Source organism: Streptomyces sp. NPDC088554, assembly GCF_044752945.1.
In the GTDB taxonomy this organism is placed as follows: domain Bacteria; phylum Actinomycetota; class Actinomycetes; order Streptomycetales; family Streptomycetaceae; genus Streptomyces.
Window position 1 is genome coordinate 328,715 of the sequence record NZ_JBIVMF010000001.1, and the last position, 17,907, is coordinate 346,621.

A 17,907-nucleotide genomic window follows, 5' to 3' on the forward strand; every position below is an offset into this window, starting at 1 on the left:
CAAAGACTTCAGATGCTCGTACAGAGAAATCCGGTGATCGCAGAATCGGTGACTGCCGGAGCGGTGACCGATAAGGCGTTACCGGAGGAAATCGACCCGATATTTCATCGGGCAACCGCAGCAGCATACAACGCCTGCCTCGGTACAAGAAAACTACCATGACGCCCACCTGCCCCGTTCCGCGCGGTGGGCGCCCCCGCCCGCCGGGGCGGTGGGGGTTACCGGCGGCTACCCTGCGGTGCAGCCCGCATCCGGACGAGTTGTTCCGAAGCAGCGCGGTCCGCCCCTCGGGCGGGCGGGACTTCGGAAATGACGCGTCCGGGCCGCTCAAGGAGGACCCCCAGGTGCCACAGACCCTCGACGCCGCAGCCGTGCGGAGCTGGTGCTCACTGGCGCTGGACGCCCTCGGCAGAGAGCGCGAGGAGATCGACGCGATCAATGTCTATCCGGTCGCGGACGGCGACACCGGCACCAATCTCTATCTGACCGTGGAGTCCGCCGCACGGGCCGTCGAGGCCGTCTTCGACGCGCACGAGACCGGCGGCGGTGTCCCCGCGCCCGCCGATGCCGTACGGGCCATGGCACACGGCGCGCTGATCGGGGCCCGGGGGAACTCCGGCACGATCCTGGCGCAGCTGCTGCGCGGGATGGCCCAGGTGCTGGCGTCCGGTGACGGGGATCACCTCGCCGAGGCGCTGCGCAGGGCCGCCGAGCTGGCCCGGGAGGCCGTCGCCCACCCCGTGGAGGGCACCATCCTCAGCGTGGCCGCGGCGGCGGCGCGGGCGGCGTCGGCCGCGCCCTCCCCGGGGAACGCCGCCGTGGTGCGCGCCGCGTACGCGGGGGCGCGTACGGCGCTCGACGCCACCCCCGGCCAGCTGGCCGCGCTCGGCCGCGCGGGCGTCGTGGACGCGGGCGGCCGGGGGCTGGTGGTGGTCCTCGGCGCGCTGGTCCGCGCCCTCACGGGCCAGGCCCCGGCCCCGCTCCCGCCCGGTCACCGGCGGTACGCGGGGAGCGCGCCGTACGGGGAGACCGCGCCGCCCGTCGCCCCGGAGCCCTGCGCGGCCGGGCACGGGCCCGCGTTCGAGGTGATCTACCTGCTGGAGGCCGACGACACCGCCGTGGCCCGCCTGCGCGACCGGCTCGACCGGCTGGGCGACTCCCTGGTGGTCGTCGGCGGCGACGGTCTGTGGAACGTCCACGTCCACGTCGACGACGCGGGCGCCGCCGTCGAGGCCGGCGTCGAGGCGGGACGCCCGTACCGGATCCGCATCACCCACTTCGGGACCCCCGCCGAGCCGCCCCGTGAACAGGTCCAGCGGGCCGTCGTCGCGGTCGTTCCCGGCGAGGGGCTCGCGGGGCTCTGCGCCGAGGCGGGCGCGACGACCGTCGTCGCGCGCCCCGGGGAGCCGCCCGCCAGCGGGGAGCTGGTCGAGGCCATCCGGCGTGCCCACGCGCGCGAGGTGGTGCTCCTGCCGAACGACGCGGCGCTGCGGCACACCGCGGCCGCCGCCGCGGAACAGGCCCGCGCCGAAGGGGTCCGGGTCGCCCTCATCCCGACCAGGGCCGCCGTCCAGGGCATCGCCGCCCTCGCCGTACACCAGCCGGACCGGCGCTTCGACGAGGACGTCGTCGCGATGACCAGCGCCGCCGGAGCCACCCGCTACGCCGAGATCGCCGTGGCCGAGCGGCAGTCCTGGACCATGGCGGGCATCTGCCAGGCCGGGGACGTCCTGGGGCTGATCGACGGGGACGTGGCGGTGATCGGCTCCGATCTCGCCGACACGGCCGAGGCCGTCCTGACCCGGATGCTCGCGGCCGGCGGCGAGCTGGTGACGCTGGTGCTCGGCGAGGACGTACCGGCCGCGCTGGCCGACCGGCTGGAGAGCTACGTACGGGAAGGCCATCTGGCCGTCGACACGGTGGTCTACCGGGGCGGCGGGCAGTCCGTCCCGCTGCTGGTCGGCGTGGAGTAGGCAGCCGGGACACCGCTGTTGACCTGCGCGGATCCGGGGTGCGCGGCGGTTGTCGGTGCCGTGGTGTGCAATAGACCGCGTGTCCGCGCTGGATGAACCACTCAAGAAGACGCTCGGCCCCGCCACCGCGAAGGTGATGGCCGAGCACCTCGGCCTGCACACGGTCGGCGACCTGCTCCACCACTACCCGCGCCGGTACGAGGAGCGCGGCCAGCTCACCAAGCTGGCCGACCTCCCGCTGGACGAGGACGTCACGGTGGTCGCGCAGGTGGCCGACTCCCGGGTGCTGACGTTCAACCACGGCCGGGGCCAGCGCCTGGAGATCACCCTCACCGACGGCAGCGGCCGGCTCCAGCTGGTCTTCTTCGGCCGGGGGCTGCACAAGCCGCAGAAGGACCTGCCGCCGGGCAGCCGGGGGATGTTCGCCGGAAAGGTCTCCGTCTTCAACCGCAAGCTCCAGCTCGCGCACCCCACCTATGTCCCGCTGGGCCGGCCCGCCGACGAGGACGGCCCGGACGACGCGAGCGCCGTCGACTCCTTCGCGGGCAGGCTGATCCCGATCTACCCGGCCTGCAGGGGCCTGGAGTCCTGGAAGATCACCAAAGCGGTCGACGCGGTCCTGCCCCGGGCGGCGGAAGCCGTCGATCCGCTGCCGCCCGCACTGCGCGAGGGACGCGGCCTCCCCCCGCTGCCCGAGGCGCTGCTCAAGGTCCACCGGCCCGGCAGCAGGGCGGACATCGAGGACGCCAGGGCGCGCCTCAAGTGGGACGAGGCGTTCGTTCTCCAGGTCGCCCTGGCCCGGCGGCGGTACGCGGACGCGCAACTGCCCGCCGTGGCCCGTACCCCCGTGGCGGACGGACTGCTCGACGCCTTCGACGCCACCTTGCCCTTCACCCTCACCGAGGGCCAGACGAAGGTCACCGCCGAGATCTTCGCCGACCTCGCCACCGAACACCCCATGCACCGGCTGCTCCAGGGCGAGGTCGGCTCGGGCAAGACGATGGTGGCGCTGCGGGCGATGCTCACGGTCGTCGACGCGGGCGGCCAGGCCGCGATGCTGGCGCCCACCGAGGTGCTCGCCCAGCAGCACCACCGCTCCATCACCGAGATGATGGGCGGCCTCGCCCAGGGGGGAATGCTCGGCGGCGCCGAGAAGGCGACGAAGGTCGTGCTGCTCACCGGCTCGATGGGGGTGCCGGCGCGCCGTCGGGCACTGCTCGACCTGGTCACCGGCGAGGCCGGGATCGTGATCGGCACCCACGCCCTGATCGAGGACAAGGTCCGCTTCCACGACCTGGGGCTGGTCGTGGTGGACGAGCAGCACCGCTTCGGGGTGGAGCAGCGCGACGCGCTGCGCTCCAAGGGAAAGCAGCCTCCGCATCTGCTGGTCATGACGGCCACCCCCATTCCGCGTACGGTCGCGATGACCGTCTTCGGCGATCTGGAGACCTCCGTCCTGGACCAGCTCCCGGCCGGGCGCTCGCCCATCGCCAGCCATGTGGTCCCGGCCGAGGACAAGCCGCACTTCCTCGCCCGCGCCTGGGAGCGGGTGCGCGAGGAGGTCGGCAAGGGCCACCAGGCGTATGTGGTCTGCCCCCGGATCGGTGACGACGAGGAGGACACCGGGACCAGGAAGAAGGCCGAGGCGCCCGCCGGGGCCGACGCGGAGAAACGGCCTCCGCTGGCGGTCCTGGAGGTGGCGGCGCTGCTTGCGAAGGGGCCGCTGGCCGGGCTGCGGATCGAGGTCCTGCACGGACGGATGCAGCCGGACGACAAGGACGCGGTGATGCGCCGGTTCGGCGCGGGCGAGGTGGACGTCCTGGTCGCCACCACGGTCATCGAGGTCGGGGTGAACGTTCCCAACGCCACCGCGATGGTGATCATGGACGCGGACCGGTTCGGCGTCTCCCAACTGCACCAGCTGCGTGGCCGGGTCGGCCGGGGCGCCGCCCCCGGCCTCTGTCTGCTGGTCACCGACATGCCGGAGGCGAGCCCGGCCAGGGCCAGGCTCGGGGCGGTCGCCGCCACCCTCGACGGCTTCGAGCTGTCCCGTATCGACCTCGAACAGCGCCGTGAGGGCGATGTCCTCGGCCAGGCCCAGTCCGGGGTGCGCTCCTCGCTGCGGATGCTCGCGGTCATCGAGGACGAGGAGATCATCGCCGCCGCCCGGGAGGAGGCCGTCGCCGTGGTCGCCGCCGATCCGGAGCTGGTGGACAGCCCGGAGCTGCGTACGGCGCTGGACGCGCTGCTCGATGCGGAGCGCGAGCAGTACTTGGACAAGGGCTGATGGCACCCCGTACACCTATCGTGGGAAGACACGCCGTGGACCTTCACGGCACCGCTCCGAGACGAACCGAGGACCGACAGCCATGACCCGCGTGATCGCCGGTGCCGCCGGCGGGCGCCGCCTCGCCGTACCGCCGGGCACCGGCACCCGCCCCACCTCCGACCGCGCGCGGGAGGGCCTCTTCTCCAGCTGGGAGGCGCTCCTCGGCACCCTGGACGGCGTCCGGATCGCCGATCTGTACGCCGGGTCGGGCGCCGTCGGTCTGGAGGCGCTCTCGCGCGGCGCCGCGCACGCCCTGCTCGTCGAGTCCGACGCCCGCGCGGCCCGTACGGTCCGTGACAACGTGCGGACGCTCGGTCTGCCCGGTGCGGAGGTCCGTACCGGCAAAGCGGAGCAGATCGTCACGGGACCGGCCCCCGCCACCCCGTACGACCTGGTGTTTCTCGACCCGCCGTACGCCGTCACCGATGACGATCTTCGGGAGATACTGCTCACACTCCGGACAAAGGGCTGGCTCGGCGACGATGCTGTCGCCACCGTGGAACGCAGCACCAGGGGCGGGGAATTCGGCTGGCCCGAGGGGTTCGTGCCGCTGCGGTCCCGTCGCTACGGCGAGGGAACGCTTTGGTACGGTCGCGCCGCCACTGTGTGCGAAGACGCACCATGACCGGACCGGAGAGCGAGGGAATTCAGTTGCGCCGCGCCGTCTGTCCGGGGTCATTCGACCCCATCACCAATGGACACCTCGACATCATCGCCCGCGCCTCCAAGCTGTACGACGTCGTACATGTGGCGGTGATGATCAATCAGTCCAAAAAGGGACTGTTCACCATCGAGGAACGGATCGAACTGATCCGTGAGGTCACCTCCGAGTTCGGCAATGTCGAGGTCGAGTCCTTCCACGGCCTTCTCGTCGACTTCTGCAAGCAGCGCGACATCCCCGCCATCGTGAAGGGACTGCGCGCCGTCAGCGACTTCGACTACGAACTCCAGATGGCCCAGATGAACAACGGGCTCTCGGGTGTCGAGACCCTGTTCGTCCCCACCAACCCCACCTACAGCTTCCTCTCCTCCTCCCTGGTCAAAGAGGTCGCGACCTGGGGCGGAGATGTCTCCCATCTGCTCCCGCCGGCCGTCCACGCCGCCGTCATAGAGCGGATCGGCCGCCCCTGACCGGCTGACCACCCCTCACCCGGTGTCGGACGGGCGCGAACTGGCCGTACAGTCGTTGCGTCCGTCTCCCAACCAGCTGAGAGAGTGGCGAGCACCCGGTGGACGTGCAGAAGAAGCTCGACGAGATCGTCGACAGGGTGGGAAGCGCCCGTTCCATGCCCATGTCGGCGTCGTGCGTGGTGAACCGCGCCGAACTGCTCGCGATGCTCGAAGAGGTACGGGCGGCGCTCCCCGACTCGCTGGCCGAGGCGCAGGAGCTGATCGGCGGTCACGAGCAGATCGCCGAGCGGGCCCGCCAGGAGGCCGAGCGGATCCTGGAGGGTGCCCGCGCCCAGCGCTCCACCCTGATCTCCGACACCGCGGTCGCCCGGCAGTCCCAGGACGAGGCCGACCGTATCCTCGCCGAGGCACGCCGGGAGGCCGAGGAGATCCGCGCCGAGGCCGACGACTACGTCGACTCCAAGCTCGCCAACTTCGAGGTCGTCCTCACCAAGACCATCGGCTCCGTCGACCGGGGCCGGGAGAAGCTCCTCGGCCGCTCCTCCGGCGGGGGCGCGGACGACGACGCGCCCGAGCACAGCACCGACCCCGAGACCCTGATCCGGCGGGCCGACGAGTACGTCGACGCCAAGATCGGCGCCTTCGAGGCCGTCCTCGCCAAGACCCTCGAAGCGGTCGGCCGGGGCCGCCAGAAGCTGCACGGCCGCACCGAGTCCGACGAGCTGGGCGCGCACATGGCCGCCCAGGACGCGGCGGGTCCCCAGGGCCGTACCAGCGACGCGGACTACCTCGCCGACCTCGCGGGCACCCCCAGGGAGCCCGTCCGGGCCCCGGTGGCGGCGCAGCGGGCCACCGGGCAGCCGTACGCCGCCGACCCGGTCCACACGGCCGACAGCGGCGGCTACGGAGCCACGGGCGGCGGCTACGCCGGTGGCGGCACCGGTTACCAGGACCCCGGTTACCAGGACCCCGCCTACCCCGCCGCCGAGCCCGGTTACGCGGGCTACCCGCAGCAGGACGCGTACGGCTACCCGCAGCAGGACCCGTACACCTATCCGCAGCAGGAGTACGGCAGGCTCCCCGAGCAGACGCAGGGCTACGACCAGGACTACGGCTGGCAGCAGACCGGCGGCCGGCCCGCGCTGCCCGCCCTGCCGCCCGCGCCGCCCCAGGGCGGTGAGGCGCAGGGAGCCCTCGACGAGACCAGCTTCTTCGACACCAGCATGATCGACATCGAGCAGCTGCGCCGGTACGAACAGGGCCTCTGAGCGGGGCGGTCCTCGGTCCGGGGCCCCTCGGATTGGGTCTATGGCGACCCGTCCAGTACTCTGGTTCTTCGGCCGCGTGTATGTCCGCGGCTCAGGCTGCCCGCTTCGCGCTCACGCGACGGTGGTGGCCCCTCCTCACGATCCGAAAGCGGGAAACAGCCCTGAACGCGCGCCTCGACCACCACAACCCCCTCGTGTTCGACACGCACGAGCTGGGGCGGCGTCCTGGTGCGCTTCGGAAGCTGACCCGCTCGGTGCCCGCGCCCGCGGACCTCGGCATCGACGGTGTCCTCGGAGTCCCCGAGGGCAACCCCGTCGAGCTGGCCCTCCGGGTCGAGTCGGTCATGGAGGGGGTGCTCGTCACGGGTACCGCCCGTGCGGTGGCCGAGGGGGAGTGCGTAAGGTGTCTGGAGCCGCTCAGCCAGGATGTGGCGGCGGACTTCCAGGAGATGTTCTCGTACCACGACGCCGATGACCGGGGCCGCACGATCCGTGTGGAGCCGGCCGACGACGCCGAGGACGAGGACCGTCTCTTCATCGAGGACAGCCTTTTCGACCTCGAACCCGTGCTGCGTGATGCGGTGGTGCTCGCACTGCCGATGCAGCCGGTGTGCCGGGAGACCTGCGCCGGTCTGTGTTCCACATGTGGGATCAGGCTGGACGAGAACCCGGACCACCACCACGACGCCGTCGACATCCGTTGGGCGGCATTGCAGGGACTCGCCGACACCGTCAAGGACGGCGAGAAGGACAACATGGGCGGCGCCGAAGCGGGCGTCGACGAGAAGCAGGAGAAGTAGCCGTGGCTGTTCCGAAGCGGAAGATGTCGCGCAGCAACACGCGCCACCGCCGGTCGCAGTGGAAGGCTGCGGTCCCCAACCTGGTTTCGTGTGAGCGTTGCCAGGAGCCGAAGCTCCAGCACATCGCGTGCCCGAGCTGCGGCACCTATAACAAGCGCCAGGTCCTCGAGGTCTGAGCGGCTGGTGAGAGGCTCAATGTCTGAACTGTCCCATGCCAAGAAGCAGACAGACAATGTCAGCACAGCCTCGTCCCACACGCTTCTGGAAGGGCGGCTCGGGTATCAGCTCGAGACCGCCCTTCTGGTGCGTGCGCTGACCCATCGTTCGTTCGCGTACGAGAACGGCGGTCTGCCCACCAATGAGCGGCTCGAATTCCTCGGGGATTCGGTGCTCGGCCTGGTGGTCACGGACACGCTCTATCGCATCCACCCCGACCTGCCCGAAGGCCAGCTGGCCAAATTGCGGGCCGCGGTGGTCAATTCTCGTGCGCTGGCGGAAGTGGGCCGCGGCCTCGAACTCGGCTCCTTCATCCGGCTCGGCCGGGGCGAAGAGGGCACGGGCGGCCGGGACAAGGCTTCCATCCTCGCCGACACCCTTGAAGCGGTGATCGGCGCCGTCTATCTCGACCAGGGCCTCGACGCGGCGTCCGAGCTGGTACACCGGCTCTTCGACCCGCTGATCGCGAGGTCCTCGAATCTCGGGGCGGGCCTGGACTGGAAGACCAGTCTCCAGGAGCTGACCGCGGCGGAGTCGCTCGGCGTGCCCGAGTACCTCGTCACGGAGACAGGACCCGACCACGAGAAGACCTTCACCGCTGCTGCTCGCGTCGGTGGTGTCTCGTACGGCACCGGCACCGGCCGCAGCAAGAAGGAAGCGGAGCAGCAGGCGGCGGAGTCCGCCTGGCGGGCCATCCGGACCGCGGCGGACGAACGTCAGGCGGCGGGAGAGTCCGCCGCGGTGGCGGTCTCCGCGGCGGAGGCGGGCGCCGAAGCCGTGGACGGAGGGGACACCGACGCCCCTTCGGACCCGGCGCAGGACCCGGCTCCGGATCCGGACGTGGCTTCGGCCAAGGATCCGGACGCGGCTTCGGCTTCGGCCGATCAGGCCTCGGGCTCGGCTTCGGCCGATCCGGTCTCCGCTCCTGCGGACCCGGCCAACGCCTGAGGTCTCGCGCTGTTCCTTCCCGGTACGCCCCTCGCACCGTTCCCCGGCGCGAGGGGCGTCTCCCGTACCACCGGCGTACCCCCGAGGAGTTTTCCGTGCCCGAGCTGCCCGAGGTCGAAGTCGTCCGGCGTGGACTCGAACGCTGGATCGCGGGACGGACCGTCGCGGAGGCCGAGGTGCTGCATCCGCGCGCGGTACGGCGGCACCCCGGCGGCGGCGAGGACTTCGCGGCCCGCCTCACGGGGCGGACCATCCAGGCCGCCCGCCGGCGCGGCAAGTACCTGTGGCTGCCGCTCGCCGTTCCGATGACGGACGCCTCCGACGCTTCCGACGCCGGTCTGTCGGTCCTCGGCCACCTCGGGATGAGCGGTCAGCTCCTCGTACAGCCGGAGTCCGCGCCCGACGAGAAGCACCTGCGGATCCGGGTCCGCTTCGACGACGCCCTCGGCACCGAGCTGCGCTTCGTCGACCAGCGCACCTTCGGCGGGCTCTCGGTCCACGAGAACACCCCGGACGGGCTGCCGGACGCCATCGCCCATATCGCCCGCGACCCGCTGGACCCGGAGTTCGACGACGCGGCCTTCCTCACGGCTCTGCGGCTGCGCCGTACGACGGTCAAGCGCGCCCTGCTCGACCAGTCCCTGATCAGCGGCGTCGGCAACATCTACGCCGACGAGGCTCTCTGGCGCGCCAAGCTCCACTACGAACGCCCCACCGCCACCCTGCCCCGGCCGCGCGCCGTCGAACTGCTCGGGCACGCGCGGGACGTGATGAACGAGGCCCTCGGCGCGGGCGGCACCAGCTTCGACAGCCTGTACGTCAATGTGAACGGCGAGTCCGGTTACTTCGACCGGTCGCTGGACGCGTACGGGCGGGAGGACGAGCCGTGCCACCGCTGCGGGACCCCGATGCGCCGGCGGCCGTGGATGAACCGCTCCAGCTACTTCTGTCCCCGCTGCCAGCGCCCGCCGCGCACCGTGTCCTAGGAAGGGCGGCGGTACGTCCCGGGCGCGGTACGTCCTGGAGAGCGGTACGTCCTACAGAGGGGTGCGGTCCGTGTCCAGGGGGGTGCGGTCCGTGTCGTACTCCTCGCGTGCCGAGAGAACCTCGGACATGTGTCCCTCCACCAGTAGGATCAGACCGTGCAGCCGCTCGGCGACCTGTCGGCCCAGAGGGGTCAGCTCGTAGTCCACGCGCGGGGGGTTGACCGGCTGCGCCTCGCGGCTCACCAGGCCGTCCCGCTCCAGCGCGTGCAGGGTCTGGGAGAGCATCTTCTCGCTGACACCGTCCACGCGCCGCCGCAGTTCGTTGAAGCGGAAGCGGCCCTCGCGCAGGGCGCCGAGCGTCAGCGTGCCCCAGCGGCCCGTCACATGTTCCAGCGTGGAGCGCGAGGGGCAGTTCCGCGAGTAGACGTCGAAGGCGAGACCGGCGAAGTCGCTGTCGGCGCACTGTCCGTTCACATAACCGTTCATAGCGTTACCTTACAATCCAAAAGCGCCATCTGCTGGATGGCGCTTCCCGGCGGTAAGTTCTGTCCGGTGGTGTTACGGGGGGTCAGAAACCGAAGTTCTGCGTCCACCACGGGCCGCCGGAGCTCTTGTTGACGCCGACGCCCAGCCGGGTGAAGTCGCAGTTCAGGATGTTGGCGCGGTGTCCCTCGCTGTTCATCCAGGACTCCATCACCGCCTCGGGCGTGGACTGTCCGCGCGCGATGTTCTCGCCGCCGAGATCCTTGACGCCCGCCTTGTCGGCGCGGTCCCACGGGGTCTGCCCGTCGGGGTCGGTGTGGTCGAAGAAGCCGCGCGCCGCCATGTCGTCGCTGTAGGACTGCGCCAGCGCGTCCAGGCTCGCGTCGGCCCGTACCGCGGCGCAGCCGACCTTGGCCCGCTCCTTGTTGACCAGCGCGAGCACCTCGGCGGCGGCGGAGGCGTCGGCCGCGGGCGCCGCGGCGGCGCGGTCCTGGGTGGCCCGCCCGGCCGCCGGGGCCTCGGCGGAATCCGCCGCGGAGCCCGCACCCGAGCCCGAGGCCGTGCCCGCCGCAGTGTCCGCGGCGTCGGGGCCGTCCGACGGCGCCGCGGACGGCTTGGCCTTCGGCGTGATCGCGACGGCCCTGGTCTCCTTCGAGGGAGGGTCGGTCGGCTTGGCGGGAGCGGGCGCGGCCTCCTTCGCGGGCTTCTTCGCCGCCGACCCGGGGGCGGCGCCGGGGGAGGCCGAGGCGTCGTCCGTCGGCTCCGCCGAGGCGCCGCCCTGCTGCTGGAGCTCCGGCACGATGTCGCCGCGGATCTGTTCGCCGGTGGCCCCGCCGCCGCTGACCGTGAACTGGCCGCCGCCGGGCAGCAGCCCCGAGGCGACCGCGACGGCCCCGACCGCCATGGCCGCGGAGGCGCCCAGCAGTCCGGTGCGTACCGGCTTGACGGCCCGGCCCTTGCGCCGAGCGGCGCTTTCGCGTCCGGCCGCCGCGCCGCCGTTCGCGGGCGCGTCGGCGGGCGCGCCGGATTCGTCGGAGCGTCCGTGGCGTCCCATCTGCTGTGCCTTCCTCATGGACTTCGACGGCGAGTGACCTCACTCGTACGAGTGAGGTCACTGCGACCGGACTGTACGGCATGCCCAGGTGGGGGTGCCGGGCTCCGCGGGGATTCGGTTCGTTAGCTTGCGGGGCATGAACGAAGACGTACGACTCACGGCCTGGGTGCGCGGACGAGTGCAGGGAGTGGGTTTTCGCTGGTTCACCAGGGCGAACGCGCTGGAGATCGGCGGGCTCACCGGATTCGCCCTCAATCTGGACGACGGCAGGGTGCAGATCGTGGCCGAGGGGCCGCGTGAGAATTGCCACCGCCTGCTGGAGTGGCTCCGCTCCGTCGACACACCCGGGAGAGTGGACGGAGTCACTGAGATCTGGGACACCCCGCGCGGAGGCTACGAGAGCTTCGCGATCCGGTGATCGCGGAGCCCGGAGGGGCGCCGGGGACGGGTCGTCATGCCTGGGGCATATGCCCACTTCGGCGATGACCTGGCGGTTGCCAAGGACGGCCGGTCGTGCCAGGCTGCCCGGTCAACGACGATCTCCATGCCCCCGGGGCCCGCGAGAGAGCCGGCGCCGTGCTCGTGACGGGCGCCCGCCCCCGGGTCGCCCGTCGGTACGCGCTGTGATCGTGTTGACCGTCAAACTTTTTGGTGAGACTCTGGAATCCCCGCGCACCTCAGCTGTTTGGCAGTAAGAACCGCAGTAGGAACCGCAGTAGGAACGCAGTGAAGAACAAGCGCTGCCAGGCACCGCGGGTGCGATTTCCCTCTCGACCCACACCGCATTCGGTCGGTCACTCAGTGTGGAGGACCATTCATCATGGCAAAGGCGCTTCTCGGTTATGTCGGCGGTTCCGACCCGCGACTCCTCGCCGAGATGCGACGGCTCCAGCAGCGCGTCCAGGACCTCGAATCCGAACTCGTACGGATCCAGTCCGAGAATGACGTGCTGAACGCCGCTGTCGCACAGCACCCCGGAGAGTCGCTGCTCCACGGCATCGACATTGACGTACCTCAGGCGGAGCCCGCGCTCACCCGATGACAGCCCCCGTCGGGGTCAGGTGAGAGACACTCCCGCAAGATATGCAAGGGACGCTTCGGCGTCCCTTCTTTCTTTCCATCTCCCGTTGTACGAAGCGCTGTTGGCCGCCGCCTCTTTCTTAACGACTGATGTGCCCTGCGCGTTCCGCGGTGAAACCGCCGGTGAGCGATCGGTGCCGGGTAGAGTCCGGCGGCGTGCACCTCAAGGCAATGACCCTCCGCGGGTTCAAATCCTTCGCCTCCGCCACCACGCTGCGCTTCGAGCCGGGCATCACCTGTGTCGTGGGCCCGAACGGCTCGGGCAAGTCGAATGTGGTGGACGCGCTCTCCTGGGTCATGGGAGAACAGGGCGCGAAGTCCTTGCGCGGCGGAAAAATGGAAGACGTGATCTTCGCCGGTACGACCGGACGGCCCGCGCTCGGCCGCGCGGAGGTCTCCCTCACCATCGACAACTCCGACGGCGCGTTGCCCATCGACTATGCCGAAGTCACTATTACGCGGATCATGTTCCGCAACGGCGGCAGCGAATACCAGCTCAATGGTGATACCTGCCGACTGCTCGATATTCAGGAACTGCTCTCCGACTCCGGTATCGGCCGCGAGATGCATGTCATCGTCGGACAGGGCCAACTGGACTCCGTACTGCACGCGGATCCGCTCGGGCGCCGCGCCTTCATCGAGGAGGCGGCCGGCGTTCTGAAGCACCGCAAGCGGAAAGAGAAGGCGCTGCGGAAGCTCGACGCGATGAAGGCGAATCTCGCCCGCGTCCAGGATCTCAACGACGAACTCCGCGGCAGGCTCAAACCACTCGGACGGCAGGCCGCGGTGGCCAGACGGGCCGCCGTCATCCAGGCCGATCTGCGCGATGCGCGGCTCCGGCTGCTCGCCGATGATCTGGTGACACTGCGTGACGCGCTGCGCATCGAAATCGCGGACGAGGCCGAGTTGAAACGGCGCAAGGAGGACGCGGAGAGCAGGCTCGGGGCCGCGCTCGCCCGCGAGGCGGAGCTGGAGGAGGAGGTACGACGGCTCGCGCCGCGCCTCCAGCGCGCGCAGCACACCTGGTACGAGCTGTCCCGGCTGGCCGAGCGGGTGCGCGGCACCGTCTCACTGGCCGACGCCCGGGTGCGGAGCGCGGCCGGGGCACCCGCCGAGGAGCGCCCCGGCCGCGACCCCGAGGAGCTGGAGCGGGAGGCGGAGCGGATCCGGGAACGGGAGGCCGAGCTGACGGCCGCGCTGGCGGCCGCCGAGCACGCCCGCGAGGACACCGTCGGCCACCGCGCCGAGCTGGAGCGCCTCCTCGCGGCCGAGGAGCGCCGCCTCAAGGACGCCGCCCGCGCCCTCGCCGACCGCCGTGAGGGCCTGGTCAGGCTCGCCGGCCGGGTCGACGCGGCGCGCGGCCGGGCCGCCTCCGCGCGGGCCGAGACCGTCCGGCTCGCCGCCGCCCGCGACGAGGCCGTCGCCCGCGCGGCCGCCGCGCGTCGGGAGTACGAGCGGCTCGGGGCGGAGGTCGCCGGGCTGGACGCCGACGACCACACGCTCGTCGGACGCCATGAGAGCGCCCGGCGCGCCCTGTCCGACGCGGAGGAGGCCCTGACCGCCGCGCGCGCGGCCACCACCACGGCCGACCGCGCACACGCGGCCCTCGGCGCCCGCCGTGACGCGCTCGCCCTCGGGCTGCGCCGCAAGGACGGCACCGGGGCCCTGCTCGCCGCGGGCGACCGGCTCGCCGGACTGCTCGGCCCGGCCGCCGGGCTGCTCACGGTCGTCCCCGGGTACGAGATCCCGGTCGCCGCCGCCCTCGGGGTGGCCGCCGACGCCGTCGCCGTCTCGGGCCCGGCCGCCGCCGCTGCCGGGCTGCGGCTCCTGCGCGAACAGGACGCGGGCCGGGCGGCGTTCCTCCTGGGCGACCCGGCGGGCCGGGGGCCGGGCGCCGTGCCGGGGCAGGCGCCGGGCGGCGGTTGTGGCGCGGCGGCCGGTGGTGTGCCGGGCCAGGGCGGGGAGCGGCCGCCGTGCGAGCCCCGGTCCGACCGCCGGCCCGAACCGGAGCCGGCGCCCGGACCCGAGCCGGGAGCCGGGGCCGTCCGTACCGCCGCGCCCCGCGTCGGGGAGCTGGTCCGGGCGCCCGACGCGCTCCGGGGCGCCGTACACCGTCTCGTACAGGACATGGTGGTCGTCGCCACGCTGGAGGACGCCGAGGAGCTGATCGCCGCGCACCCCGCGCTCACCGCCGTGACGGCGGACGGCGATGTGCTCGGGGCGCACTTCGCGCAGGGCGGGTCGGCCGGGGCGCCGAGTCCGCTGGAGGTGCGGGCCTCCGTCGACGCGGCGACGGCGGACCTGGCGGAGCTGGCCGTACGGTGCGCGGAGCTGGCCGGGGCCGAGCGCGCGGCCGGCGCGACGCGGGACGCGTGCGGCGCGCTCGTCGAGGAGCTGGGGGAGCGGCGCAGGGCCGCCGACCGGGAGAGGTCCGCCGTGTCGGGGCGGCTGGGGCAGCTGGCCGGGCAGGCGCGCGGCGCCGAGGGCGAGGCCGAACGGACGGCGACGGCCGCGGCCGGGGCCCGGGCCGCGCTGGAGCGCGCCACCGCCGAGGCCGAGGAACTGGCCGAGCGGCTGCTCGTCGCCGAGGAGGCGCCGGCGGAGGAGGAGCCCGACACCTCCGTACGGGACCGGCTCGCCGCCGACGGCGCGGGCGCGCGGCAGACCGAGATGGAGGCGCGGCTCCAGGTCCGTACCCACGAGGAGCGGGTCAAGGGGCTCGCGGGGCGCGCGGACGCGCTCGACCGGGCGGCGCGCGCCGAGCGCGAGGCGCGGGCGCGCGCGGAGCGGCGGCGGGCGCGGCTGCGCCACGAGGCGCGGGTCGCCGGGGCCGTCGCGGCGGGCGCGCGGCAACTGCTCGCGCATGTGGAGGTGTCGGTCGTACGGGCCGAGGCCGAGCGCGCCGCCGCCGAGACGGCCAGGGGCGAGCACGACCGGGCGCTGGCCGAGGAGCGCGCACGCGGCCGTGAGCTCAAGGGCGAGCTGGACGGGCTCACCGACTCCGTCCACCGGGGCGAGGTCCTCGGGGCGGAGAAGCGGCTGCGGATCGAGCAGCTGGAGGCGCGGGCGCTGGAGGAGCTGGGGGTGGAACCGGCCGTACTGATCGCGGAGTACGGCCCCGACCAGCCCGTACCGCCGTCGCCGCCCGCCGGGGGCGAGGAGCCGCCCGAGGACCCCGGGCATCCGCGGAACCGGCCGGTCCCGTACGCGCGCCCGGAGCAGGAGAAACGGCTCCGGGCGGCCGAACGGGCGTATCAGCAGCTCGGGAAGGTGAATCCGCTGGCTCTTGAGGAGTTCGCGGCGCTGGAGGAACGGCACGCGTTCCTCTCCGAGCAACTCGACGACCTGCGGAAGACCCGGGCCGATCTGCTGCTGGTGATCAAGGAGGTCGACGCGCGGGTCGAGCAGGTCTTCGCCGAGGCGTTCCGGGACACGGCGAAGGCGTTCGAGGGGGTCTTCGCGCGGCTCTTCCCGGGTGGTGCGGGGCGGCTGATCCTGACCGACCCGGGGAACATGCAGGCCACGGGGGTCGAGGTCGAGGCCAGGCCGCCGGGGAAGAAGGTCAAGCGGCTGTCCCTGCTCTCCGGCGGCGAACGGTCCCTGACCGCTGTGGCGCTGCTGGTGTCGATCTTCAAGGCGAGACCGAGTCCGTTCTATGTGATGGACGAGGTCGAGGCGGCGCTCGACGACACCAATCTCCAGCGGCTGATCGGGGTCATGCGGGAGCTGCGGGAGAGTTCCCAGCTGATCGTGATCACGCATCAGAAGCGGACGATGGAGGTCGCGGACGCGCTGTACGGGGTCTCGATGCAGGGCGACGGGGTCTCCAAGGTCATCAGCCAGCGGCTCCGCTGAGGTCTGCCGCCGAGGTCTGCCGCCGAGGTCTGCCGCCGAGGTCCGCCGCGCCCTCGCGGATCCGGCGCGGGTTTTCCCGTACCTGCCTTGCTTCACCATTTGAAGATCATCTGGTGGCGTGATGGTTAGACGATCCGGATATCCGGCTTATGGCTTCGAAAGGTGGAGGAATATCCTCTGCCACGTTGTTTTTGCCTTCAAGTGGTGACTGATGGGACGTTATGTCTCACTTGAAGGGCTCGCCCACCCCCACGCCCGGCAACGCCGCCGGGCGGCTCAGGAGTACACGTGACCAGCACAGCGCAGGTTCCGCCGTCCGGCGGCCGGGCGGCTCACCCGGATCACATCGGCCATGTCATCTTCATCGCGGCGTCCGCGGCGATGGGCGGCTTCCTCTTCGGGTACGACAGCTCGGTGATCAACGGAGCCGTCGAGGCCATCAGGGACCGGTACGACATCGGCTCCACGGCGCTCGCCCAGGTCATCGCCATCGCGCTGATCGGCTGCGCGATCGGGGCCGCCACGGCGGGCCGGATCGCCGACCGCATCGGCCGGATCCGCTGCATGCAGATCTCCGCGGTCCTCTTCACCGTCAGCGCGATCGGCTCGGCGCTGCCCTTCGACATCTACGACCTCGCGTTCTGGCGGATCATCGGCGGCTTCGCGATCGGGATGGCCTCGGTGATCGGCCCCGCCTATATCGCCGAGGTCTCTCCAGCGGCGTACCGGGGCCGGCTCGGCTCCTTCCAGCAGGCCGCGATCGTCATCGGTATCGCCGTCTCCCAGCTGGTCAACTACGGCATCCTCCAGCTCGCCGACGGCGACCAGCGCGGCAAGCTGCTCGGGCTGGAGGCGTGGCAGTGGATGCTCGGTGTGATGGTCGTACCGGCGCTGCTGTACGGTCTGCTCTCCTTCGCGATCCCCGAGTCGCCGCGCTTCCTTATCTCCGTGGGCCGGGTGGACCGCGCCAAGGAGGTGCTCGCCGAGGTCGAGAGCAAGGGCGTCGACCTGGACGCCAGGGTCGCGGAGATCGAGCACGCGATGCACCGCGAGCACAAGTCCACCTTCAAGGACCTGATGGGCAGTCGGTTCCTCTTCCTGCCCATCGTGTGGGTCGGGATCGGGCTCTCGGTCTTCCAGCAGCTCGTCGGCATCAACGTCGCCTTCTACTACTCGGCCACGCTCTGGCAGTCGGTCGGCATCGACCCGTCCGGCTCGTTCTTCTATTCGTTCACCACGTCGATCGTCAACATCATCGGCACCGTGATCGCGATGGTGCTGGTCGACCGGGTCGGCCGCAAGCCGCTCGCGCTCGTCGGCTCCGCCGGGATGGCGGTCGCGCTCGCCTGCGAGGCGTGGGCGTTCTCCGCGAAGCTCGTGGACGGCAAACTGCCCAGCCCGGAGGGGACCGTGGCGCTGGTCGCCGCCCATGTGTTCGTGCTCTTCTTCGCGCTGTCCTGGGGTGTCGTCGTCTGGGTGTTCCTCGGCGAGATGTTCCCCAACCGGATCCGCGCGGCCGCGCTCGGTGTCGCCGCCTCGGCGCAGTGGATCGCCAACTGGGCCATCACCGCGAGCTTCCCGAGCCTGGCCGACTGGAACCTCTCCGGGACGTATGTGATCTACGCCTGCTTCGCGGTGCTCTCCATCCCGTTCGTGCTCCTGTTCGTACGGGAGACGAAGGGGAAGACGCTGGAGGAGATGGGTTAGTGCCCCTCCCGGCACTAGTACGGCGGTCGCGGCCGGGGCCGCGTGGCGCGTCCCCATCTCGCGGAGCGTGACGGGGT

General features: G+C 71.8%; 15 protein-coding genes. 13 read left to right on the forward strand and 2 right to left on the reverse strand.

All coding sequences use genetic code 11. From position 1 onward, the window contains the following. The first annotated feature begins 344 nt into the window (after positions 1-344). The 9 genes from ACIP8W_RS01330 (at position 345) to mutM (ending at position 9,651) form a co-directional block, all read left to right on the forward strand. Entirely contained in the window at positions 345-1,973 is a 1,629-nt protein-coding gene (locus ACIP8W_RS01330; RefSeq protein ID WP_402149979.1) for a DAK2 domain-containing protein, read from the forward strand. 79 nt (positions 1,974-2,052) lie between these two features. Further along, positions 2,053-4,260, forward strand: coding sequence for an ATP-dependent DNA helicase RecG (gene recG / locus ACIP8W_RS01335; RefSeq protein WP_402201560.1), 2,208 nt, complete (start codon positions 2,053-2,055; stop codon positions 4,258-4,260). 82 nt (positions 4,261-4,342) lie between these two features. Further along, the gene (gene rsmD, locus ACIP8W_RS01340; RefSeq protein ID WP_401953828.1) at positions 4,343-4,927 is read left to right on the forward strand and encodes a 16S rRNA (guanine(966)-N(2))-methyltransferase RsmD; all 585 of its coding nucleotides are present in this window, start codon (positions 4,343-4,345) and stop codon (positions 4,925-4,927) included. 26 nt (positions 4,928-4,953) lie between these two features. After that, a complete protein-coding gene (coaD, locus tag ACIP8W_RS01345) occupies positions 4,954-5,433 on the forward strand; it encodes a pantetheine-phosphate adenylyltransferase (RefSeq protein WP_401954092.1) in 480 nt (159 codons plus the stop codon). Between the two features lie 98 nt (positions 5,434-5,531). Continuing rightward, the gene (locus ACIP8W_RS01350; protein WP_401953826.1) at positions 5,532-6,701 is read left to right on the forward strand and encodes a cell division initiation protein; all 1,170 of its coding nucleotides are present in this window, start codon (positions 5,532-5,534) and stop codon (positions 6,699-6,701) included. A 194-nt stretch (positions 6,702-6,895) separates the two neighbouring features. Beyond that, positions 6,896-7,501: a YceD family protein gene (locus ACIP8W_RS01355; protein ID WP_401953824.1), complete on the forward strand. Its 606-nt coding sequence runs from the start codon at positions 6,896-6,898 to the stop codon at positions 7,499-7,501. A 2-nt stretch (positions 7,502-7,503) separates the two neighbouring features. Continuing rightward, a complete protein-coding gene (gene rpmF / locus ACIP8W_RS01360) occupies positions 7,504-7,677 on the forward strand; it encodes a 50S ribosomal protein L32 (protein WP_053675094.1) in 174 nt (57 codons plus the stop codon). A 19-nt stretch (positions 7,678-7,696) separates the two neighbouring features. Beyond that, positions 7,697-8,665, forward strand: a complete 969-nt coding sequence (gene rnc / locus ACIP8W_RS01365; RefSeq protein ID WP_401953822.1) for a ribonuclease III — start codon at positions 7,697-7,699, stop codon at positions 8,663-8,665. A gap of 95 nt (positions 8,666-8,760) precedes the next feature. Beyond that, a complete protein-coding gene (mutM, locus tag ACIP8W_RS01370; protein WP_402201563.1) occupies positions 8,761-9,651 on the forward strand; it encodes a bifunctional DNA-formamidopyrimidine glycosylase/DNA-(apurinic or apyrimidinic site) lyase in 891 nt (296 codons plus the stop codon). A 51-nt stretch (positions 9,652-9,702) separates the two neighbouring features. Here the strand turns inward: mutM and ACIP8W_RS01375 are convergent, their stop codons facing one another. Then, complete coding sequence (locus ACIP8W_RS01375; protein ID WP_402201565.1) at positions 9,703-10,137, reverse strand: winged helix-turn-helix transcriptional regulator; 435 nt, start codon at positions 10,135-10,137, stop codon at positions 9,703-9,705. An 82-nt stretch (positions 10,138-10,219) separates the two neighbouring features. Next, the gene (locus ACIP8W_RS01380; protein WP_402201567.1) at positions 10,220-11,188 is read right to left on the reverse strand and encodes a CAP domain-containing protein; all 969 of its coding nucleotides are present in this window, start codon (positions 11,186-11,188) and stop codon (positions 10,220-10,222) included. 136 nt (positions 11,189-11,324) lie between these two features. Between ACIP8W_RS01380 and ACIP8W_RS01385 the strand changes: the two genes are divergently transcribed. The 4 genes from ACIP8W_RS01385 (at position 11,325) to ACIP8W_RS01400 (ending at position 17,830) form a co-directional block, all read left to right on the forward strand. Then, the gene (locus tag ACIP8W_RS01385) at positions 11,325-11,606 is read left to right on the forward strand and encodes an acylphosphatase (protein WP_401953810.1); all 282 of its coding nucleotides are present in this window, start codon (positions 11,325-11,327) and stop codon (positions 11,604-11,606) included. 402 nt (positions 11,607-12,008) lie between these two features. Continuing rightward, positions 12,009-12,230, forward strand: coding sequence for a hypothetical protein (locus ACIP8W_RS01390; RefSeq protein WP_401953807.1), 222 nt, complete (start codon positions 12,009-12,011; stop codon positions 12,228-12,230). Between the two features lie 194 nt (positions 12,231-12,424). Continuing rightward, the gene (locus tag ACIP8W_RS01395; RefSeq protein WP_402201569.1) at positions 12,425-16,123 is read left to right on the forward strand and encodes a chromosome segregation SMC family protein; all 3,699 of its coding nucleotides are present in this window, start codon (positions 12,425-12,427) and stop codon (positions 16,121-16,123) included. Between the two features lie 288 nt (positions 16,124-16,411). Next, positions 16,412-17,830 carry a sugar porter family MFS transporter gene (locus ACIP8W_RS01400; protein ID WP_401953801.1) on the forward strand — a complete coding sequence of 473 codons (1,419 nt, stop codon included), beginning with the start codon at positions 16,412-16,414 and terminating at the stop codon, positions 17,828-17,830. The last annotated feature ends 77 nt before the right edge of the window (positions 17,831-17,907 follow it).

Coding starts and splice junctions, on each gene's coding strand:
- ACIP8W_RS01375 (WP_402201565.1), bottom strand. CDS start 10,137: ATGAACGGTTATGTGAACGGACAGTGCGCCGACAGCGACTTCGCCGGT.
- ACIP8W_RS01380 (WP_402201567.1), bottom strand. CDS start 11,188: ATGGGACGCCACGGACGCTCCGACGAATCCGGCGCGCCCGCCGACGCG.
- ACIP8W_RS01385 (WP_401953810.1), top strand. CDS start 11,325: ATGAACGAAGACGTACGACTCACGGCCTGGGTGCGCGGACGAGTGCAG.
- ACIP8W_RS01390 (WP_401953807.1), top strand. CDS start 12,009: ATGGCAAAGGCGCTTCTCGGTTATGTCGGCGGTTCCGACCCGCGACTC.
- rsmD (WP_401953828.1), top strand. CDS start 4,343: ATGACCCGCGTGATCGCCGGTGCCGCCGGCGGGCGCCGCCTCGCCGTA.
- rnc (WP_401953822.1), top strand. CDS start 7,697: ATGTCTGAACTGTCCCATGCCAAGAAGCAGACAGACAATGTCAGCACA.